At 62.5% G+C, this 19,528-nt stretch carries 24 protein-coding genes, 2 pseudogenes and 1 other annotated feature; of the genes and pseudogenes, 18 read left to right on the forward strand and 8 right to left on the reverse strand.

Annotated features, from left to right (window positions below; genetic code table 11):
- Both ATI53_RS13425 and ATI53_RS13430 read left to right on the forward strand, forming a co-directional pair.
- Window positions 1-308 (forward strand): integrase core domain-containing protein (locus ATI53_RS13425; RefSeq protein WP_146609925.1); only part of this gene is annotated, 308 nt, incomplete at its 5' end.
- Between the two features lie 56 nt (window positions 309-364).
- Window positions 365-772 (forward strand): glutathione S-transferase C-terminal domain-containing protein, encoded by a 408-nt coding sequence (locus ATI53_RS13430; RefSeq protein ID WP_211315397.1) that lies wholly within the window; start codon window positions 365-367, stop codon window positions 770-772.
- 215 nt (window positions 773-987) lie between these two features.
- Here ATI53_RS13430 and ATI53_RS13435 read toward each other — a convergent pair whose 3' ends face one another.
- Window positions 988-2,223: a YbfB/YjiJ family MFS transporter gene (locus ATI53_RS13435; protein ID WP_240778605.1), complete on the reverse strand. Its 1,236-nt coding sequence runs from the start codon at window positions 2,221-2,223 to the stop codon at window positions 988-990.
- Window positions 2,224-2,300: 77 nt separating this feature from the next.
- Here ATI53_RS13435 and ATI53_RS13440 point away from each other — a divergent pair, with 77 nt between their 5' ends.
- Window positions 2,301-2,792, forward strand: a complete 492-nt coding sequence (locus ATI53_RS13440) for a winged helix-turn-helix transcriptional regulator (RefSeq protein ID WP_009505398.1) — start codon at window positions 2,301-2,303, stop codon at window positions 2,790-2,792.
- Window positions 2,793-2,799: 7 nt separating this feature from the next.
- Here the strand turns inward: ATI53_RS13440 and ATI53_RS13445 are convergent, their stop codons facing one another.
- Window positions 2,800-3,711 (reverse strand): alpha/beta hydrolase family protein, encoded by a 912-nt coding sequence (locus ATI53_RS13445; RefSeq protein ID WP_111550625.1) that lies wholly within the window; start codon window positions 3,709-3,711, stop codon window positions 2,800-2,802.
- Window positions 3,712-3,878: 167 nt separating this feature from the next.
- Between ATI53_RS13445 and ATI53_RS13450 the strand changes: the two genes are divergently transcribed.
- The 4 genes and pseudogenes from ATI53_RS13450 to ATI53_RS13465 form a co-directional block, all read left to right on the forward strand.
- Window positions 3,879-4,403 carry a cupin domain-containing protein gene (locus tag ATI53_RS13450; protein WP_111550626.1) on the forward strand — a complete coding sequence of 175 codons (525 nt, stop codon included), beginning with the start codon at window positions 3,879-3,881 and terminating at the stop codon, window positions 4,401-4,403.
- On the forward strand, window positions 4,400-4,999 hold the full coding sequence (locus ATI53_RS13455) for a 2-hydroxychromene-2-carboxylate isomerase (protein WP_111550627.1): 600 nt from the start codon (window positions 4,400-4,402) through the stop codon (window positions 4,997-4,999). Before ATI53_RS13450 ends, ATI53_RS13455 begins: the two co-directional genes overlap by 4 nt.
- On the forward strand, window positions 4,993-5,502 hold the full coding sequence (locus ATI53_RS13460) for a GNAT family N-acetyltransferase (protein WP_009505402.1): 510 nt from the start codon (window positions 4,993-4,995) through the stop codon (window positions 5,500-5,502). The genes ATI53_RS13455 and ATI53_RS13460 overlap by 7 nt, the downstream gene beginning before the upstream one ends.
- Window positions 5,503-5,517: 15 nt before the next feature.
- Window positions 5,518-5,865 (forward strand): annotated as a pseudogene (locus ATI53_RS13465) (transposase); the annotation flags it as partial.
- Window positions 5,797-5,888, forward strand: a sequence feature (AL1L pseudoknot). It overlaps the preceding pseudogene by 69 nt.
- Here the strand turns inward: ATI53_RS13465 and ATI53_RS13470 are convergent.
- Window positions 5,872-6,273 (reverse strand): annotated as a pseudogene (locus ATI53_RS13470) (IS3 family transposase); the annotation flags it as partial. It overlaps the preceding feature by 17 nt.
- 69 nt (window positions 6,274-6,342) lie before the next feature.
- Window positions 6,343-7,263, reverse strand: a complete 921-nt coding sequence (locus ATI53_RS13475; RefSeq protein ID WP_009505405.1) for a LysR substrate-binding domain-containing protein — start codon at window positions 7,261-7,263, stop codon at window positions 6,343-6,345.
- 145 nt (window positions 7,264-7,408) lie between these two features.
- On the opposite strand from ATI53_RS13475, the gene ATI53_RS13480 reads away from it, so the two are divergent.
- On the forward strand, window positions 7,409-8,326 hold the full coding sequence (locus ATI53_RS13480; RefSeq protein ID WP_009505406.1) for an aminotransferase class IV: 918 nt from the start codon (window positions 7,409-7,411) through the stop codon (window positions 8,324-8,326).
- Here the strand turns inward: ATI53_RS13480 and ATI53_RS13485 are convergent.
- Window positions 8,317-9,057 (reverse strand): sulfite exporter TauE/SafE family protein, encoded by a 741-nt coding sequence (locus ATI53_RS13485; protein ID WP_034452923.1) that lies wholly within the window; start codon window positions 9,055-9,057, stop codon window positions 8,317-8,319. The two genes, ATI53_RS13480 and ATI53_RS13485, sit on opposite strands and share 10 nt — an antisense overlap.
- Window positions 9,058-9,148: 91 nt before the next feature.
- Between ATI53_RS13485 and ATI53_RS13490 the strand changes: the two genes are divergently transcribed.
- Together ATI53_RS13490 and ATI53_RS13495 are read left to right on the forward strand one after the other, a co-directional pair.
- On the forward strand, window positions 9,149-9,925 hold the full coding sequence (locus ATI53_RS13490; protein ID WP_009505408.1) for an AraC family transcriptional regulator: 777 nt from the start codon (window positions 9,149-9,151) through the stop codon (window positions 9,923-9,925).
- 235 nt (window positions 9,926-10,160) lie between these two features.
- Window positions 10,161-10,367 (forward strand): DUF6471 domain-containing protein, encoded by a 207-nt coding sequence (locus ATI53_RS13495; RefSeq protein ID WP_009505409.1) that lies wholly within the window; start codon window positions 10,161-10,163, stop codon window positions 10,365-10,367.
- Window positions 10,368-10,394: 27 nt separating this feature from the next.
- Here the strand turns inward: ATI53_RS13495 and ATI53_RS13500 are convergent, their stop codons facing one another.
- The gene (locus ATI53_RS13500; RefSeq protein ID WP_111550628.1) at window positions 10,395-11,054 is read right to left on the reverse strand and encodes a hypothetical protein; all 660 of its coding nucleotides are present in this window, start codon (window positions 11,052-11,054) and stop codon (window positions 10,395-10,397) included.
- Window positions 11,055-11,243: 189 nt separating this feature from the next.
- Between ATI53_RS13500 and ATI53_RS13505 the strand changes: the two genes are divergently transcribed.
- From ATI53_RS13505 to ATI53_RS13535, 7 genes are all read left to right on the forward strand, one after another.
- The gene (locus tag ATI53_RS13505; protein WP_009505411.1) at window positions 11,244-11,912 is read left to right on the forward strand and encodes a GntR family transcriptional regulator; all 669 of its coding nucleotides are present in this window, start codon (window positions 11,244-11,246) and stop codon (window positions 11,910-11,912) included.
- A gap of 83 nt (window positions 11,913-11,995) precedes the next feature.
- Window positions 11,996-12,553: a biotin transporter BioY gene (locus ATI53_RS13510; protein WP_009505412.1), complete on the forward strand. Its 558-nt coding sequence runs from the start codon at window positions 11,996-11,998 to the stop codon at window positions 12,551-12,553.
- Complete coding sequence (gene bioB, locus ATI53_RS13515; RefSeq protein ID WP_034452925.1) at window positions 12,550-13,524, forward strand: biotin synthase BioB; 975 nt, start codon at window positions 12,550-12,552, stop codon at window positions 13,522-13,524. Before ATI53_RS13510 ends, bioB begins: the two co-directional genes overlap by 4 nt.
- Before the next feature lie 533 nt (window positions 13,525-14,057).
- Window positions 14,058-14,486 carry an Hsp20/alpha crystallin family protein gene (locus tag ATI53_RS13520; protein WP_009505414.1) on the forward strand — a complete coding sequence of 143 codons (429 nt, stop codon included), beginning with the start codon at window positions 14,058-14,060 and terminating at the stop codon, window positions 14,484-14,486.
- A gap of 15 nt (window positions 14,487-14,501) precedes the next feature.
- Window positions 14,502-14,900, forward strand: coding sequence for an Hsp20/alpha crystallin family protein (locus tag ATI53_RS13525; protein WP_009505415.1), 399 nt, complete (start codon window positions 14,502-14,504; stop codon window positions 14,898-14,900).
- 39 nt (window positions 14,901-14,939) lie between these two features.
- Window positions 14,940-15,431, forward strand: coding sequence for an Hsp20/alpha crystallin family protein (locus ATI53_RS13530; protein WP_009505417.1), 492 nt, complete (start codon window positions 14,940-14,942; stop codon window positions 15,429-15,431).
- A gap of 455 nt (window positions 15,432-15,886) precedes the next feature.
- A complete protein-coding gene (locus ATI53_RS13535; protein ID WP_240778606.1) occupies window positions 15,887-17,743 on the forward strand; it encodes a Fic family protein in 1,857 nt (618 codons plus the stop codon).
- A gap of 12 nt (window positions 17,744-17,755) precedes the next feature.
- Here ATI53_RS13535 and ATI53_RS23315 read toward each other — a convergent pair whose 3' ends face one another.
- Both ATI53_RS23315 and ATI53_RS13540 read right to left on the reverse strand, forming a co-directional pair.
- Entirely contained in the window at window positions 17,756-17,923 is a 168-nt protein-coding gene (locus tag ATI53_RS23315) for a hypothetical protein (protein ID WP_170134583.1), read from the reverse strand.
- Window positions 17,924-18,249: 326 nt separating this feature from the next.
- Entirely contained in the window at window positions 18,250-19,122 is an 873-nt protein-coding gene (locus tag ATI53_RS13540; RefSeq protein ID WP_009505421.1) for a LysR family transcriptional regulator, read from the reverse strand.
- A gap of 125 nt (window positions 19,123-19,247) precedes the next feature.
- Here ATI53_RS13540 and ATI53_RS13545 point away from each other — a divergent pair, with 125 nt between their 5' ends.
- A complete protein-coding gene (locus tag ATI53_RS13545; RefSeq protein ID WP_034452928.1) occupies window positions 19,248-19,460 on the forward strand; it encodes a DUF1127 domain-containing protein in 213 nt (70 codons plus the stop codon).
- The last annotated feature ends 68 nt before the right edge of the window (window positions 19,461-19,528 follow it).

Here is a 19,528-nt window from a genome sequence, read left to right on the forward strand (position 1 = left end):
CTCAGTTCTCCTCCTTCGCCTGGACGGACCGCTTGCGCCGGACCGGCGTGCGCATCTCGATGGATGGGAAAGGCCGGTTCCTCGACAATATCTTCATCGAGCGGCTGTGGCGGACCCTGAAATACGAGTGCGTCTACCTGCATGCCTGGGAGACCGGGGCGGAAGCAAAGGCGGGCATTCGAAAATGGATGACCTTCTACAACCACCAACGCCCACACTCCGCCCTTGGCGGCAGACCGCCAGCCGTGGTCTATTGGCAGAGAAATGAAACAACCAACCCCGATCAGCAGGTGCAACGAGTAGCTTGAATTACGCCAGATCCTGTCCAACCGATGGGGAGTAGCTCAACCTCCATGACGACATGTTGACCGAGACGGACCTGAGGCTATGGCCGACACTCGCCCGCTTCGACGCCGTCTATCATGGGCACTTCAAATGCGCGCGTCGGCGGCTGATCGACTATCCAAATCTTTGGGGTTATGCGCGCGATATCATGACGTGGAAAGGCGTCGCGGAAACTTTTGACGAGGCAGTAATCCGGGCAGCCTACTACGGAGAGGACCGCGACCTGAACCCTTTCGGGATCGTGGAAATGGCCCCGGCGCTCGACTGGACGGCACCGCACGACCGCGGGCGTCTTGGCCCAGCGACGGTTGCCGCAAGGGCCGGACGCCAAATCGAGGTCAATCCGACGACACTCCATGCTGTCGAGGTTTCCGCCCGTACGCGCTGTCCTAACTCGAAGGCGCTGCTCCGCACCGATACCAGATAAGAGTCCACGCGCTCTACATTCAGCATCTGGGTTTGGCCAGAAGAGCAATGCCTGGACTCCTTGGCCATGCTGTAAACGCTCAAAGCCCGGGAACCGCAAAGATATCGGCCAGGCACCACCCGGAATCTAGGTAGCTCCAATACGATGTGGAAACCTACACCGCCCCACCCCGCCTGACGATTCGGAAGCCACAAGGCCATTTAATTCGAGAGCAACTAATCTCGCGTTGCTCCCGAAGCATCTTCGGCAAAATCGCGCTGGAAGAGCCCTGATATGCAAGCTGCGAACAACATGAGCACCGAAGCCCATAGCCCGCCGGCAAGCCCTCCTGTGTGGTCAGTTATCATGCCTGTGGCGACCGGGCCAAGCATCTGTCCGGCCCCGAAGGCAACCGTAAGTGCTCCGATCGCCGAGGCCCAATGGGCGGGTGGCAGATTGCGGCGGACAAAAACGGTCGTCGAGGCAACCACGGCGAAGAAGGCCGCGCCGAAGATCACGGCCGAGAGAAACAGAACGATATTCGCGCCGGACGCCAGCGGCAGGGCCGCGCCGATGGCGGTGACCCCGACCAATAATGCAAAGGCGTGGCCGTGTTGCAATTGCTTTAAGGGTCTCGCACATACCCAGGGCGAGGTCATGGCAGCGGCACCGATTGCCGCCCAGAAAGCTGCTTGAAACCCGGCCCCACCGCCGCCGTCCCGTACCCAAGCGATCATGAAAGTCATGTAAGCAATGTAGCCTGCCCCGAAGAGCAGATAACCTGCGAGAAGCCAAAGCATTTTCAAACCGAACGGTTGGCGATCCACGCGGCCCTTCCCAGTTTCCGGTGTTGAGGCCTCAGCGACCTTGCCGCACATCAGAAGAACGCTCATCACAAGCGACAAGGCTGTCAAAGCCACCCAAGCGATCCGCCATGAACCTGCGCCAAATAAAGCGAGAACCATGGGCACCGTAATCCCGGACAGGAAGATACCCAAGCCTGGCCCAGCATAGAACAGACCGAGGTAGAGCGCGCCGTGCTCTGGGTTACGATGTGCAATATGGGCGGCCAGAACTCCGCCCGCGACAAAAGCAAGCCCTCCCCCCACCCCTGCGAGTCCACGTGCGATATTCAAAGCGACGAACTGTTGCATGACTGCGCAGAGGACCAGCGCCAAAACACAGGCCCAGACACCGATCACCATGACTCGGAACGCCCCAGCCATTGCGATCGCGCGGGTGCAAAGCAGCGCACCAAGTAGGTACCCTGCGGCATTGCTGGTATTCATCCAGCCGGCCTCCGCATAAGACCAACCGAGATCTGCGCGCATATCGGGCAGAACCAGAGCGTAAGCGAAACGCGCAATGCCAAGGCCCACTGCCGGAGCCAGGGCCAGCGTCACAACTGTCCAGGCGTCGCGCCGCGGAACTGGGGAATTCGCACTGCGTCGTTGCGTTTGGTTAGCCAGCATTTCGACACCCTGAGTCTACTTATTAGACTCAGGTTATCAGCCTAGGTTCAGATTGCAAACTAAGATATCCTATTTCGATGACCAACGAGACACATGACGCTACCAACAAACTGCACGCACCGGTTCCGCTTGCCGAATGCGCGCTCGCACGTGCCATTCGCACCATTGGCGACGAATGGACGCTTCTGATCTTGCGAGAGGCTCTTTGCGGCGTCGAACGCTTCGATGCGATGCGTGACGATCTGGGTATTCCGCGTTCGGTTCTTTCCCAGCGATTGAAACAGCTGACCAGTGAAGGGCTCCTGCAGCGCAAACCCTATAGCCTGCCCGGCCAACGCCCCCGTGACGGATATGTGCTGACAGAGAGGGGCCGTGCACTCATTCCGGCCCTGGCGGCCCTGCGCGAATGGGCAGAGATACATCTGCCCGGTGGACCTTCGAGATTGCGCCTTCAGGACAGCGACGGTCAGAAAGTTACAACCCGTTTGATCAAGGAAGATGGGAGCCCTGTTGACGATGTCTCGGCGATCGTGGCGGTTGCGCACCCCCCGAATACCGACCCAGCATAACCTCGGCTCATCCGCTTGCAGGAGCGGCGATCACCTTGCCCGGCACACTCTCTGGCAACTGCCCGGTCAGGAGCCAGGCAGAGGCCAGCGGCCAGAGCGTTTGCTCGAAGCGGCTGTGGAAAAACGCGAAATGTCCAACCTTATCCTCCCCAATGTCTTCGGGCGCGATCTTGAGATGGGTGCGCTCGGCGCCAGTGTAGTAGCTCAGCAGACGGCCGATAGCCGCGTCGGTGCCGTAAGGGTCGTCAGTGAGCCCGACGGCAAGCAAACTCGCACATGTCGTACCGTGCAGCTGAGCCAGATCCGCCCTATCGAGAACGGTGTCGACACTGGCCTCGAACCGTGGCCCCATGCGGCTCCAATCCCTGGCCACGCCGCGTGGCACATTCTCAAGCCAGCCAAGGCGTTCGCCCGGGAAAAATCCAAAAAGACCGGTAAGAGCGGGCATGACCACATGCCATTTCAGCACCATGGAAAGCCGTTGACGGCGAGCGTAGTCGCGCCAATAGGCGAATTGCGCACCGACCGTAACGATCCGATCAAGGTGCGCGGCGGAAGGCGCAAGACCAAGGGCGAAGCCGCCGATGGAGTGCCCCACCGCCATATATAGCCGGTGTGGCCAGCGCCGCATCGCGTAGGCGAGCACCGCCTCGGCATCAAGCAGGCCCCAGTCAACCCAGCCTGCATTGAGCTGCCGTATGGGCGTGGAGCGTGACTCGCCAATCCCACGATAGTCGAAGGTTAGGACGCTCGCGCCTTGCCCCGCCAACCAGGCGGCGAAGCGGGCGTAGTATCGCGCGCGCACTGCGGTGGCGGCATGAATGATCACGACGGGACCCTTCCCCGCGCCGTGCCAGATTGAACCTCGGATCGGATATCCGTCCTCGGCCGAAGCGGTGAAGGTCTCGTCCGGGTACATCTGGCACGCCCCTTGTCTTCGGCTGATCGAACAGTTCGCCATGCGTAGAGGCAAGCATCCCGGAGGATTGGCCCCGAGCCAAATGAGCATTCTTCCCGTGATGCTGAAGGTAACTCAGTTGCCTTATGACGCGACTTGGCTCCTTTTCCCCGAAGGAGGAACCTACAATGTCCCATCCCTCACCCCTATCCCTTGCCCCCGTTATCCGGCTGGAGGATCTGCATCTCGTTTCACAGGAACGCGGCAGCCGGTTTTCGGCCTTGATGGCACTGATCGCCGCACCGCTCGGCGCAACCCACCTGGGAGCACGGTTGGTGGAAATTCCGCCCGGCAAGACAGCTTGGCCCTATCATAGCCATCATGCAAATGACGAAATGTTCGTGATCCTCTCCGGCGCGGGCGAGTTGCGTTACGGTGCGGACGAACGCCACAAATTGGCCGCGGGTATGGTTGCGGTTTGCCCGGCAGGCGGGGCCGAAACCGCGCATCAGATCATTGCCATCGGCTCCGCGCCACTGCGCTATCTTGCCATCAGCATGATGCGCGAGCCCGACGTGCTAGAGTATCCAGACAGCGGCAAGATCACAGTCTTTGCCGGCGCCGCGGCTGGCGGGGAGAAAGCTCTGCGCCGGGTGGCCGCGTCGTTCCGGCAGGGGGATGCGGTTGATTACTGGGAAGGTGAGGACACATGAACCCCATCGAATTCTGGTTCGACTTCTCCTCGGGTTACGCCTTCTTTGCCGCGCAGGAGATCGACGCTCTTTCGTCACGAGTAGGGCGAACGGTGCTGTGGCGTCCGTACATGCTGGGTACGGCATATAAGGTAACCGGCGCACGCGGCTTGTCTTCAACACCGCTCAAGCGCGACTATGCGCGCCGCGACTGGGCTCGCATCGCCAAGGCGCGCGGACTGAGCTTTCAACTGCCACCCGAGCATCCGCGCGTGGCATTGCCCGCCACCCGCGCCTTCTATTGGATCGAGGCGCAGGACCCAGGCGCCGCTCGCTGTTTCGCAAAACGCATCTTTGCGGGCTATTTTAACGAAGGTCTCGACACCGCGTCGCCAGAGGCCGTTGCACCAGTTGCCCTGGATTTTGGATATCAACCCGAGGATCTTATGGCTGGGATAATCGATCCCGTCATCAAGTCGCGAACGACAGAACTTGCCGAGGACGCGGTGGCGCGGGGTGTTTTCGGTTCGCCGTTCTTTCTGGTCGATGGCGAGCCGTTTTGGGGTTGGGATCGCATGGGGATGATGGAAGAATGGATTGAAGCCGCAGGATGGTAACTTCTCTTCTCATCCGCACGCTTGTGCCAGACGATGCGCCACAGTTGACCGAGTTGGTCAATGGCTATCGCGCCGCCCTTTCCGAGAGCCCAACGCCTTCTGTCATGGTGGAAGCCGTAGCCCTGGACATGATCGCGAACGCCACCGGCGACCAGATTATTCTGCTGGGCGCTGAAGCACACGGCCGACTGGCCGGATTTGCCCATGCCTTCGATCTGCCTGAAATAATCTCTGGCAGTCGGGCGGGTCAGCTTGACGACCTCTTCGTCAGCGCAAATGCACGGGGGGCAGGCGTGGCCCGGGCGTTGATCGCCCGGCTCGCCGAAATAGGTGCCTCCAGAAACTGGACGCATTTGCGCTGGCTGGTACCGCAGGGCAATAGCGCTGCCCGGCAACTCTATCTGAAAATTGCCGAACAGGCCCCCTGGGATAGCTTTCGGATGGATCTGTCGGCAAAGACGACTCTGAATCGCGCCGGGTTTGCCGGAGGCTCCAACTCCTGAGTAGGGTGGAGCATCATGAGCAAGACGACGAACAAGTTTTCCCCTGAAGTGCGAGAGCGGGCCGTGCGGCTGGTTCTCGAGACCGAGGCCCAACACCCGTCACGCTGGCGAGGTGATGTCGATCGCGGCGAAGATCGGTTGCACTGCACAGACTCTGAACGAGTGGGTGAAGAAGGCAGAGGTCGACAGCGGTCGACGCGCAGGCATCCCCACTGAGATGGCGGAGAAGATGAAAGCGCTCGAGCGGGAGAACCGCGAGCTGCGCCAAGCGAACGAGATCCTCGGGAAGGCGTCGGCGTATTTTGCGATGGTGGAGCTCGACCGCCGGTCGAAGTGATGGTGGGTTTCATCGAGGCGCATCGTGATGCGCATGCCCTTGCGCTCCAACAGAACGCCAATCCAGCGGTAGCCGAACCTGCGCCGCTTGGCGGCGATCTCCGACATCTCCTTGCGGATATTTGCGCAGTCCGGCGGGCGGTCTCGCCGGACTGTCTTGGGATCGACACCAACCAGCCTGCACGCCCGGCGCTGCGAGATGTCGTGATCCCGCATCACCCGGAGCGCCGCATCTCGCCGCTTGATCAATGTCGTCAGTTCTTTCCCAGCAGGTCTTTCAACACGACGTTGTCCAGCATGGTGTCCGCCAAGCAGGCGCTTGAGCTTGGCATTCTCGTCCTCAAGGGCCTTTAACAGTGCGTGGCGCTCCCGTGACGAACTTGTCCCATAATGCTTCCTTCCATTCACGAGAAAGGATCGCACCATCAAACCGTGGGATCAAACACAGTGAGGCCGGACGGTTACGCTGGATTCAGATCCGGCGCACCTCGTGTCCGCTGCTCGTCAGATCTGCGCTTTATCCCGGCTTTCCTGGGCGGCCTCGACCATCCAGCGGCTCAGGTTGCGCACCCGGTGATCGCGGGCCAATGCCTCAGGATAAACCAGGTAATACCCGCCACCCGTTTGCGTCTGATGAGTAAAGATCCGCGTTAGCCGCTCGGCACTGACATCGGAGGCCGCGATTTCTACCCCGGCAAGTGCGACCCCTGCCCCGTCCATGGCCGCACGGAGTGCCAGACCTGCAGAATCGACCATCATCACTGCAGCGGGTCGAATTGGGCCACCTGGGAGCGTCGCGTTCCAACGGGCGTAATTCTCCTGTCGATACTGCGACAAGAACAGCGTCATCCCCGCGATGCCGGCGCGCATTTCGTCGGGATCACGAACTGCCAAGGACGGCGCGCCAAAGAGGCTTACCGATTCCTCAAAAAGAAGATCGGCCTGCAGCCCATCCCATTGTCCTTGCCCATGGCGCACCGCAGCATCGGCAACCCCGGCGGAGAGGTCCACTGCTTCTTGCGTTGTTGAGATCAATAGATCGAACCCGGTGCGCTCAAACGGATAGCGTGTAAGACGTGGAGAGAACCAATGCGCTGCGAAAGTCGGCAGCATGGAAAGCCGCAGCGGTCCGGTGCTTCGGTCCTGGCGAAGACTGCCCACGGCTTTGACAATCCGAGAGAATCCCTCGCTCAGATCTGGCGCAAGCCGTGCGCCGGCTTCTGTCAGTTCCAACGCGGGGCCGACACGGCGCATGAGGGAGAAGCCAAGCGCATCCTCCAGCCCGCGCAGCTGGTGACTGACCGCCGAGGGGGTCACGCCAAGTTCAAGCGCTGCCTCCTTGATAGAGAGGTGACGCGCGGCGGCCTCAAAGGCGCGCAATGCGGTGAGGGGCACATTTAGCCGATAGTTTGATTGCTTATCCATTATTGGTCCTCACTCGCGATAGTCTTCCAGAAATCGGGTGAGATGCGAACGACCCTTTCTCACTCCGGACTGAAAACTGCTCACTCGCCAGCGGGCCAGAAAAGGCGGACACTCTGCCGGACAACCCGAAAAAGGACGCCCTTGCATGTCGTCGGAAGCTACACTCGCACCCCGTGCCACCGCATCCCAAGAAAATGGGGCAGGTCCCGTCTGGTTCGATGGTTCTTTGATTCCATCGGGAGAGGCAAACCTGCACATCCTGACCCATTCGCTGCACATGGCTGGCGCAGTGTTTGAAGGCATCAGGGCCTATGACGGTCGGGTATTCCTCGCCGAAGAGCATTTCCAGCGCTTTGAACGTTCCGCCGAAATCCTCGGCTACGCCTTGCCCTGGAGCTTGGATGAGCTTGTCGCGGCAACCGAAGCCGTCCTCTGGGCGGGTGGATTGCAGGATGCCTATATCCGTCCCGTCGCTTGGCGCGGTAGCGAAGCCGTCTCGGTTTCCGCAAAGGGGTGCCGCATTCACACCGCCATCGCGGCTTGGGACTGGCCGGTGGATGCCACTCTTGGCAATGGTACAGACGGGTTGCGCTTGGTGCTGTCGGACTGGCGTCGCCCGGCACCTGATACCGCGCCCACGGCGTCGAAATGTTCCGGCCTCTACATGATCGGCACGCTGTCGCGCGCCGCAGCCGCCCGCAGCGGACATGACGACGCCCTCATGCTGGATGTGCACGGGAATGTCGCCGAAACCACCGTAACAAATGTGGTGTTGATTCGAGACGGGAGTCTTCTGTCGCCTCTGCCCACGTGCTTCCTCGATAGCCTGACCAAGCGCCATGTATTTGAACTCGCCAAGAGCCTCGGGTATACGGTTCATGAAGGGACCGTTAGTCTGGACGATCTGGTCGCGGCGGAAGAAGTTTTCGTCACCGGCACTTCGGTCGAGCTTCGTCCCGTGGCCTCGCTCGACACGCCCGACAAACACATCGCCTGGCCGGTAGGGCCGATCACCGTCGCGCTGCGCGAGGCATTCCGTGCTGCAACCCGGCGTCACGCGTAGTGCCAGACCAGCACGAGGCCGAGGCAGACGATAGCAGCGCGCAGAAGTTGCGGTTTCACCCGACGGGCCAGCCGGCCACCGATGACACCACCCGCCGCCGCCCCAAGAAAGACCAGGGCAGCCGGACCCCAGGCGACCGCGCCGCCAAAGGCGAAGATCAGGACGGCGATACTGGTCGCGAGCGTCGCCAGAGCATTCTTGACCGCGTTCAGCCACTTCAGATCATCGTCCCCCGTTACGGTCAGCAGCGCAAGCAGCAGTACCCCCAGCCCTGCACCAAAGTAGCCACCATAAAGGGCCACGACCCCCTCGGCGCAGACGGCAAGGACGGGCCCGATCGACACCCCGCGGTGTGCTAGCCAGCGGTTGAGCATGGGTCCCGCCGCAAACAGCAGCGTCGCGAAGAGCAGCAGCCAGGGGACCAACTGCCGAAACAGCGCATCTCCTGACACCAGCAACAGCCCGGCCCCCAGTGCTGAGGCCAGCGCAAACACCGCAACCCGCCCCGGCCGTGCGATCAGTTCCTGCCGCAGCACCGCGCCTTCGCCGATCAGACTGGCCGCATGGCCGGGCCAGATCGCCACAGCGCTGGTCGCCCCCGCCATCACCGGCGGCAACCCCACGGCCAGCAGCGCCGGGAAGGTGAAGAACGTGCCTCCGCCCGCGATCGCATTGCACAGCCCGCCGAGCAGCCCCGCGCCTGCGAGCAGCGCCATTGTCGTTATATCCATCCGGTCCTCCGTTCCGCATCCGCGCGATCCTGACGGAAGGGCTGGAAAAATGTGTCGCGCCGGTGCCAGATGATACCCCGGAGGTGCCAGCATGCAGCGCGACGAGATTGGAGGATTTTCCGAGGATGGAAGTCCGGTGATCGGCAGGATCACGAGCTTCACACCCGGCACCATGCCTGAGGCACATGCGCATTGGCGCGGACAGCTCGCCTGGTGCCCGGACCGAGCGGTGACGGTCGAAACAGGACGCAGGCTGCATCTTCTCTCTCCCGGCATGGCGATCTGGCTTCCACCGACGCACCGCCACCGCATCCGGGCCGAGGGCGCGCGGAAATCGGTCAATCTCTACACCCGACCTGCCGCGGCACCGCTGCCCAAGGCTCCCACGCCTTTCCCACTTGAGGCGCTGGAGGCCGAACTTCTCCGCGCCCTGGCAGGGTCCAGCCGCGCCGACCGACAAGAGCCCGCTTTCGCCCGACTGACGGCCGTGCTGTGGGACCGGCTTGCGCGCCCCGCCCCTGCGCCCACGCTGCCCCTGCCCACCGACCCGCGCCTGCGTCGCATCGCGCTGGTACATCTCGATGGGGCTGACCAATCGCTCGACCACTGGGCTGGAGCACTGGCCCTATCGCGGCGCAGCCTGCAACGCCTCGTCCGCCGCAACACCGGGCAGAGTTGGGCCACCTGGATGCGAGATCTTCGGCTGGCACGCGCGATTGCCCCGTTGATGGCGGGCAAAAGCGTGCAGCATGCAGCCCATACGGCCGGCTACGCCACCGCGAGCGGCTTCGTGGCCGCCTTTCATGCCGCCCATGGGATCACGCCCGGTCAGTTGCAGCGTCGGATGGAGATCTGCGGCATTAGGTAGCAAGCGCACCAAGATATAAGGCCACAAGAACAGCCGCTTAGACTAGTCTGCGCCCATGACACAGAACACGATTTCCGGGCTGCTGAAAAGGCTAAGGGTGCGGGACCTTGCTGAGAGAAGGAAGTGTTGTGCCATTGTACTGTATCCGATGCCTATGCATCAAATATAGTACGGTGACGCATCGCACACAAGGGCATAGGTATCGAAAATAGTACCTAAGCACTAAAGGTGATGCATGGCAGGCCAAACCGAATGGGAAACGAAGGCGGCAAACCTTCTCAAGGCAGAGCTGAAGCGTAAGGGCGTGACTTACGCTCAGCTTGCAGAGATGATCGGAGACAAAGAAGCGAACGTCCGCAACAAGCTTTCGCGCGGGAAATTTAGCGCCGCATATCTCCTGCAATGCCTGAATGCTATTGGTGAAGATACCTTTCGTATTTGACCTAGAAAAGTAGGCTGCACAGCCGGGTCACACGCCGCGCTGTGCTTCAGGCCCGACTACAATCATCCAAGAGGTATCGGACTGCTTGAATATCTTAATGTCCATGACAGGCTCTTGCATCGATACACGCGTAAAGCCGTCTGGATCTATATTGAACTCATGACTCCTCATGAACTCTCTTATCTGGTTCGCTAGTATACACGCCTCTTCATCTCCCCAAACCCCAGCTACGGAATAGCTGACGTGCCTTGGCAGGTCTTCGAGGATGTATTTCTTGAAGCCCGCTGCCTCTGGGTCGTCAATGCTTCGTGTTTTCTTGCCAAAGTTTACTGCCCCCGCAGTTATCCCTCCACTTTGACCTATAGATAGCACCCCGGTATTTTCAGAGATTTCCACAGTATGATCCGATGGCTTTGGGGGTACGGCTGGCTTAACTCGGCCGTCGCGACGTGCAGACTTCTTCGCAAATATTTTTTGAGAAACGTAGTGGACCCAGATACCTACGCCTAGTCCGATCATCAGGAACAGGATTTCGCCATTTGCTGTTACTGTACTCATGACGACCACCGCGTAGCTTTCCGCGTGCCATCCAAGCTGGTCAAACAGCTCCTCAAAGAACGGCTCAACAAGCATCGCGGCCAGTGGCCCGATGACGAAAGCAAGAGCGATTGTTCGTATGTAAGACATTTGCCGAAATCTCGCACAGGACAGTTGGCGATTGGAGACAATTTCATCATCCGTTCCCAACATTGCGGCCAAGGGTTGCCTCGACCTGCAGAGGCTTGCCAGGTCCTACAAGAAGGCGGCGATGACAGATGAGGCGCGGTGTGCGCCTTAGCTGTCGACAGGCGGGCCGGCATGAATTATCTATATTTCATGAAGAAAGCCCCCGAAGAAACACAGTCCACGCGCATCGCCCGTAACCTGGCTGATCGCATCATCTCGGGCCAAATACCGCCCGGCGCGCGACTGCGGCAGGATCACATTGCCGCCGAGTTCGGCGCCAGCCACGTTCCGGTACGCGAGGCCTTCCGCGAGTTGCAGACCCAGGGTCTGGCCGAGAGCGAACCGCGACGCGGCTTTCGCGTCACCGAGTTCGACGTGGCCGAGCTGCGCGAGGTGGCCGAGATGCGCTCCAGTCTCGAAAGCCTCGCCCTGCGCCACGCCACCCCCAACATCACGCGCGTCATTCTACAGGAAGCCGAAGAGGTTACGCGCCACGGTGACAGCGCCAGCAATGTCCGCGACTGGGAGGCCGCGAACCGGCATTTCCACCGGCTGATCCTCGCCCCCTGTCGGATGCCGCGCCTGTTGCGAACCATAGACGACCTGCAGGCGGCCAGCGCCCGCTTCCTCTTTGCCGCCTGGCAGCGAAACTGGGAGGCGCGCACGGATCACGATCACCGCACCATTATCGAGGCGCTGCGCAACGGACAGACCGACCTCGCCTGCGCAACGCTGGCGCGCCATGTCGGCTGGATCGGCAAGCGCAAAGCTTCGGTCAAAAATGCCGACCTGAGAGAGACTTACGAAATTTCCGGGTGATTATCTATAAATATTATTGCCGAACGCCGACGTGGCCCCGAAGGTATAGATAGATTCGATGCCTGGCTTAGGAGGATTAACCCATGGCGTTTCTCACCCCGTCCCTCACCCGTCCCGCGGCGCTTTGGCGCGGCCTCGGGATCGCGCTTGGCGGCGCCCTGCTGATCACCCTCGGCGCCAAGGCGCAGATCCCGTTCTGGCCGGTGCCGATGACGCTGCACACGCTGGCGGTGTTCTTCCTTGCCGCCGCCCTCGGGCCGCGGCTGGCGCTGGCGGCAATGGCCACCTATCTGGCAGCCGGGGCGCTGGGGATGCCGGTGTTTTCCGGCGCGCCTGAACGCGGCATCGGGCTGGCCTACATGGCCGGGCCGACCGGCGGCTACCTTGCGGGCTACCTGCTGGGCGCGGGCCTCACCGGCTGGCTGGCTCAGGGGCGCGGGCTGATCGGGCGCTTTCTGGCAATGCTTGCGGGCCTCGCCGTGGTCTATGCCCTCGGCCTTGCTTGGCTTGCAACCTTCTTGCCCGCATCCGGGTTGCTTGCGGCGGGGTTCACGCCCTTCATCCTCGGCGATCTGGTGAAGCTGGCGCTGGCGTCGGGGCTGATCTCCGGTCTCGCCCTGCTCCGGGCCCGCGCCCAATGATCCGTACCAACTGGACCATGGAAGAGGCGAGGGCGATCCACGCCCTGCCCTTTTCCGACCTCATGCATCGCGCCCAGACCCTGCACCGCGCGCATTTCGATCCCAATGCGATCGAGACCGCAAGCCTGCTCAGCATCAAGACCGGCGGCTGCCCCGAGGATTGCGGCTATTGCTCGCAATCCGCTTTTCACGACACCGGGGTGAAAGCCACCAAGCTGATGGACACCGATGAGGTGCTCGCCGCCGCCAAGCGCGCCAAGGCCGCAGGGGCGCAGCGATTCTGCATGGGCGCCGCCTGGCGCAGCCCGAAAAATCGCGACATGGACAAGCTCTGCGACATGGTTCAGGGCGTGGCCGATCTGGGGCTTGAAACCTGCATGACGCTGGGGATGCTCGATCCCGATCAGGTGACGCGGCTCAAGGCGGCGGGCCTGGATTTCTACAACCACAACATCGACACCTCGCCCGAGTATTACGCGCAGATCGCCAGCACCCGGACGATGGAGGACCGCCTCGACACCGTCGAGCAGGTCCGCAAGGGCGGGATCAAGGTCTGTTGCGGCGGCATCCTTGGCATGGGCGAGGCCGAGGAGGACCGCATCGCCATGCTGGTGACGCTGGCCACCCTGCCCGCGCATCCCGACAGCGTGCCGGTGAACCTGTGGAACGAGATCGAGGGCGTGCCGGTGCAGGCGCGTGCGCAGGCTGTCGATCCCTTCGCGCTGGTGCGCATCGTGGCGCTGGCCCGTGTCCTGATGCCGGCATCGGTCGTGCGGCTGTCGGCCGGGCGCACGGGGATGAGCGACGAGCTGCAGGCGCTGTGCTTCCTCGCCGGGGCGAACTCGATCTTCGTGGGCGACCAGCTTCTGACCACCGGCAACCCGGCGGCGTGGAAGGATCAGGACCTGCTGACCCGGCTCGGGATGCATGTCGCCCCCGCGCAAGCCCGCCCCCGGGTCGCGGCGGAATAGGTTCAGCCCGGAACGCTCCGGGCGAGGATCTCCAGCGCCCGGGCGATCTGCCCCTCGTCCAGCGCCGCATAGCCCAGACGGAAGGCCTGCGGCGCCGGACCCTCCAGCGCGAAACGCGTGCCGGGCGGCCGCCCAACGATGTTCGAGTCCGGCGTTTGCGCGCGCTTTCCGGTCCCCTCCGAGCCATCTTACCGGCCGGTCTTCTGCACGCGCCGCAGACTATGCGCGGTCCCAAACCGCGCCTTGGACTTTGGGGCGTGTATTGATGGGAATATTTTTGCGCCGGGGCCTTGAAGTTGCAGATTCGCAACACTTTATCCGCAGTGGAACGCCCAGTTGGGGTTTCACGGACAGGCGATAGGTTCGGTGGATTCAGCGCGCCGTCTGATGTTCGCCCGACGCGAACGCATGGCGGACGTGAACGCACCAGGGCCCCGCCGAATTGGCAAACCCTGAGGCATGTCCGTTCTCCGCGGGCGTTCAGTGGCGTGGCAGCAAGGTCACGCCGTCAACTGAAACGATGGAGGCCAACCATGCTCTATCCCACCTACACCCGCCGCAGCGATCCGTTTGCGCTGATGCGCTCGATGCTGCGCGATTTCGACAGGGTCTCGCCAAGCCGTCTGGCGCAGCCTGTCTTTCCGGCCGTGAATGTCTGGCAGGGCGACGAGGCGGTCGCGATCACTGCGGAACTTCCTGGCGTGGACCCTGCCGACATCGACATTTCCGTGAAGGAGAATGTCCTGACGCTTTCTGGCGAGCGCAAGGCGCCCGAAATGCCGGAAGGAGCCCGCTGGCACCGCAACGAGCGCGGCTTTGGCAAGTTCGTCCGTTCGGTTCGTCTGCCCTTCGTGGCCGCGGACGACAAGGTCGAGGCGCGCATGACCAACGGCGTGCTGCGCATCGTGATCGGCCGTCCCGAAGAGGACAAGCCACGAAAAATCGCGATCAAGGCTGCGTAAGAGGAGGACCGTCCCATGACCAACGACGTGACCCATACTGCCGACAAGACCCCGGCCGAGACGCCGGAAACCACCACCGGGCGCCGTATCTACGGACCGCTGACTGACATCGTCGAAACGGCCGACGGGGTGACACTGATGCTTGAGATGCCAGGCGTCGCCGCCGAAGACGTGGACATCACGCTCGAAAACCGCGCGCTGACGATCCGCGGCAAGGTCCACGCCGCGCAACCCGAGAAGCTGCAACTGGCTTATGCCGAATACGGCGAGGGCGATTTCGAGCGGGCCTTCACCATGTCCGACGACTTCGACCCCGACAAGATCGGCGCGCAGGTCTCGAATGGCGTGCTGACCTTGACGCTGCCGCGCGCAGCCGAAGCCAAACCCAAGAAGATCACCGTGACGGCGTCGTAAGTTCGGCGCATCGCACCGGCAGAAGAAAGGAGCACTCACATGCAGATCAAGGACCTGATTCCCTGGGCGCGGAAGGATCAAGCGCCCGACCCGAAAAGTGACGACCAGAACCCCATAACCACCCTTCAGCGCGATATGAACCGCGTGTTCGAAGGCTTCTGGAACCGCGTGGGCGATTTTGACTGGCCCTGGGGCGAAGGCGAGGCCAAATCCGACGTGGTCGAGACCGAAGATCACGTCGAGGTGTCGATCGAACTGCCCGGCATGGAAATGAAGGACATCGAGGTCACCGTGACCGGCGACATGCTGACCATCAAGGGCGAGAAGAAGATCGAGCGGCAGGAAGAGAAGAAGGGCTACTATCTCTCCGAACGCAGCTATGGCGCGATCTATCGCACGATCCCGCTGCCTCCGGGTGTCGACGGTGAGAAGGCCGACGCCAGCTTCAGCAACGGCGTGCTGACGATCAAGTTGCCGCAGACCCCGGAAGCGCAGGCCAAGGTCAAGCGGATCGAGGTGACAAACACCTGACGCCGAATGTCGTGCCGACGGCACGGTGCCGACGGCACGACGACCTAACCGTCTTCTGTCCTGGACGGTCAGAACCGTTCAGGACAGAGCGATGCATGTCGCCTTGGAATCTCGGGGGGTCTGCCCCGGACTGGTCTGCCGCACAGCCTTTTCCCGAACGCCCGCGCCATCCAGGTGGCAGGAAGATTTGCTCCAAGCGCAACCCGAAAACCCGACGACGCCGGGTACGATTTCCTCCTGCGCGGGCACCGAGTGGGTGGCAAACGATGAAAAGGAGAACGCTGGCATTGAGGTTCGACGCTGGCGACGGATACGGGACAGCAGCTTTGTGCCGCCCCCCTGACCATCGGGATGGCACGAGGTGACCAGCGATACGGACCAGCCAGCCGGTTCATCTTGTCGAGACGGCGCGGCGGGGCCGTGCCCGGAAAACCGGTGCCGGCAAGCACGCGAAGGTGTTGATCACCGAGCCGCGGCGCCGGCCCGCCGGTCACCGGCTGGTCAGGACGCAGCCCGCCGAGGTAGTCAGGAGTTTCCCGAACGCGGATCCTCGCAGAGCGCGAGGGCAAACCCGGACGGCGCTGTCTCTCGATCGGCGGGGGTCAGTGCCTCCCTCTTCCTCTCCATCACAGGCTCCGCCATTCTCCTGCGCGGCCAGAGACAACAGCACCCGATCCATCAGCTTTCACGCCACCTCATTGATCGTAATCAAAATTCATGCGACTTATCGGTTTCAAATTACCAATGGGGACCAAGAACTGAAATTCATGGATCACGGGCAAAGGAATCCATTTTCAGGCGCCGTAACTGTTTTTCACGAGCGCTGGCTTCCAGAGGAGGCCACACCCGCAGGCTATGCCGCGCTGATCGCTGCCTATGCGCTCGCAGCCCCCCTGCCCCGTACACTCTGCGCCATCGGGCCGCGTCACAAGGTCTACGAGGCCGACGGCTGGCGCCTTTACACGCCCCGTCACGCGCCCGAGCCAAGCCTCATCGGTCATCTGACCTTCGCGATGCGCTACGAGGGGCTGGATCTGGCGGTTCTCAAGCGGCTGTTCAGGACAACCGGCCCGGAGCCGATCCGAGCAATTGTCGAGGCCGCCCCGACGGGCAGCTACGCGCGCAGGATCTGGTTCCTCTATGAATGGCTCCTCGGGCAGGAATTGGATCTGCCCGATGCCACGCGCGGCAATTACGCGCCCGTGGTCGACGCCAAGCTGCAATGGCAGGCACAAGGCGCCGTCTCGCCGCGCCACCGGGTCCGCAACAACCTGCCCGGCACCCCCGGCTTCTGCCCGATGATCTTGCGCACACCAGCAATCGAGGCTTTCATCGCCCGCGATCTGGCGGCCGAGGCCCGCGCGGTGCTGGCCGAGGTGCCTGCCGATCTGCTGGCGCGCACGGCGGCCTTCCTGCTGCTCAAGGATTCACGGTCGAGTTTCCAGATCGAAGGCGAGAACCCGCCCCAGGATCGCATCCGGCGCTGGGGCCGGATCATCGGCGAGGCCGGGCGGCATCCGATCGACCGGGCCGAACTCGAACGCCTGCAACGCATCGTCATCGGCGATGCCCGCTTCGTGCATCTGGGCCTGCGTCAGGACGGAGGATTCATCGGCGAGCATGACCGCGCGACCGGTGCCCCCCTGCCTGATCACGTCTGCGCCCGACACGAAGACCTGCCCGCGCTGATCGCCGGACTGGAAGCGTTCGACCGCGATATCGCCCCGCGGCTCGACCCTGTTCTCGCCGCCGCGAGCCTCGCCTTCGGCTTCGTCTACATTCACCCGTTCGAGGACGGCAACGGGCGCCTGCATCGCTACCTGATCCACCACGTTCTCGCCGCGCGCGGCTTCAATCCGTCCGGGCTGGTCTTCCCGGTGTCGGCGGTGATCCTGGAGAGGATCGAGGCCTACCGGAAGGTGCTGGAGAGCTATTCGCGTCGGTTGCTGCCCCATGTCGACTGGCGCCCGACAGGTCGTGGCAACGTCGAAATACTGAACGACACCGGCGATTTCTACCGGTTCTTCGACGCCACGCCCCATGCCGAATTCCTCTTCGCCTGTGTGGCGCAGACAATCGACAGCGACCTGCCCGCCGAAACCCGGTTCCTGCGCGCCTATGACGGGTTCAAGACCCGCGTCTCGGGCCTGATCGACATGCCGGACCGCACGCTCGACCTGCTGTTCCGCTTTTTACACCAGAACGGCGGCAGGCTGTCAGGACGGGCCAGAGCCAGGGAGTTCGCCGCTTTGACCGACGACGAGGCAAGCCGGATCGAAGCGATTTATCAGGGGTTGCAGGGGGAGTTCTGAGCCCCCGTCTGGTCAACCGAACCGCCGTCGGGTTTTGGTGCAGGCGATGGTGGCCGCATGGACGACCTCGCCCGAAGACAGGGGGGCGTATTCCCCGCGCATTGCCACGACCACGGCGCCCTCGGCGTCGGCGGCCATGTCCGGATACCATGGGGCGTCGCGTTCGTCCGGGATCGCCACACAAAACTCATGGCAATGGCGTCAACGCTGGCCGGTTTCACCGAACTGCTGGCGTCGATATCGCCGACTCCGACCTGAACATGCATGGCGCGCTGCAATCCACCGGCGGGGTTTTCCCGACGGGACCGGGCCTTTGCGATCAACCGCTGCCCGGTGGCCGACAGAGAGGTTGCCTTGGACCCGCTGAAACACCTGGCCGGTGTTGCGAACGTCGAAGGCGACGGTCTGGGCATGCGCCGAAAGCTGCTGGATGCGGCTGACGTTCTGCTGACTCGCGGAAGACGGCATGCCTGCCGGATCTTTCCCGGAAGACAAGAGCGCCGCGCCTATTGCGCCGCCATTTCCCGGCGTCCGCGCAGAATGCCGAATTCGGCCCGCAGCATATCGAGCAGCGGGTCGATGATGCGGGGACGCGCGGCGGACGCATAAAGGCAGATCTTCTGCGCCCCCAGATCCGGCAGGATCCCCGGCGGGATCATTTCGAAATGCCCCGGCGCGTGTCCCTCAAGCACCGGTGTCACCGCGAGATCTGCCGACACCGAGACCTCGATCGTGCGGTCGCTTTCGCTGTCGACCGCCAGTTCCCATGCGGTGCCTTCGCGTTCCAGACGCGCCGCCACCACGGGGCGAAAACCGCAGCGGCGCGAAATCGCAACCGGCAGCGGGCGCAGTTTCCAGGCGGTGCCGCCGGGCGCGCCATACCAGCGCAGCGGCACCTCAAGCATTGGCTCGCCGCCCTGGTCCGGATCGGTTTCGGTGGTCAGGATGACGTGGACCGCGCCGCGCGCGAACTGGTCCTTGAGGTCGGCGGAGTACGCGCTGACCAGCTGCAACCGGACCCGCGGAAAGTCGCGCTGCATTTTTTTCATCACCCGCGGAATCACCGGGTAGACGATGTCGTGAGGCACGCCCAGCACGATCTCGCCCATCAGATCGGTCTGGGTCAGCTTTGCGTATATCTCGTCGTTCATCTCGACCATGCGGCGGGCATAGCTCAGCAGCTGTTCGCCCGCCGGGGTCAGGCTGACGCCCCGCCCCGAACGGTCGAGCAGCGCAAGCTCCAGCAGATCTTCGAGCCGCTTGAGCTGCATCGACACCGCCGATTGCGTCAGGTTCAGAAAGCCCGCAGCGCGGGTCACGCCGCCCGCGTCCGCGACGGCGACAAAGGATCGAAGCGTGGTGATGTCCAGATTGCGCATGAATCGGATTTCGTGATGGGGGGTGTCAGGAATAGTCGTTTTACTGATGGGTCAGACCATTGAATACCCATCACACAACAACATGAACAGAGAAACATTCATCACAATATGTGAAGGATATCATCATGCGACGTGACGTTGCCCTTACCTGCCCCCCGACTGTCCGCCGCCGCGGCATCCTGGCCGGGCTGCTGCGCTGGAGCGCCCTGTCGCGTCAGCGCCGCCAGCTTGCCCGTCTTGACGAGGCGGCGCTGCGCGATCTGGGGCTTAGCCGAAGCGATGTGGTCCGGGAGGCCCGGCGCAAGCCGTGGGACGCGCCCGCCCACTGGCGCGACTAAGTCAAAGCCCCCACGAAATTCGGCCGGAAACAGCGCGTTTCTCTGGCGTTGCGTCTTGAAAAGCTCTG

The organism is Salipiger aestuarii, assembly GCF_003259905.1.
Lineage (GTDB): Bacteria > Pseudomonadota > Alphaproteobacteria > Rhodobacterales > Rhodobacteraceae > Salipiger > Salipiger aestuarii.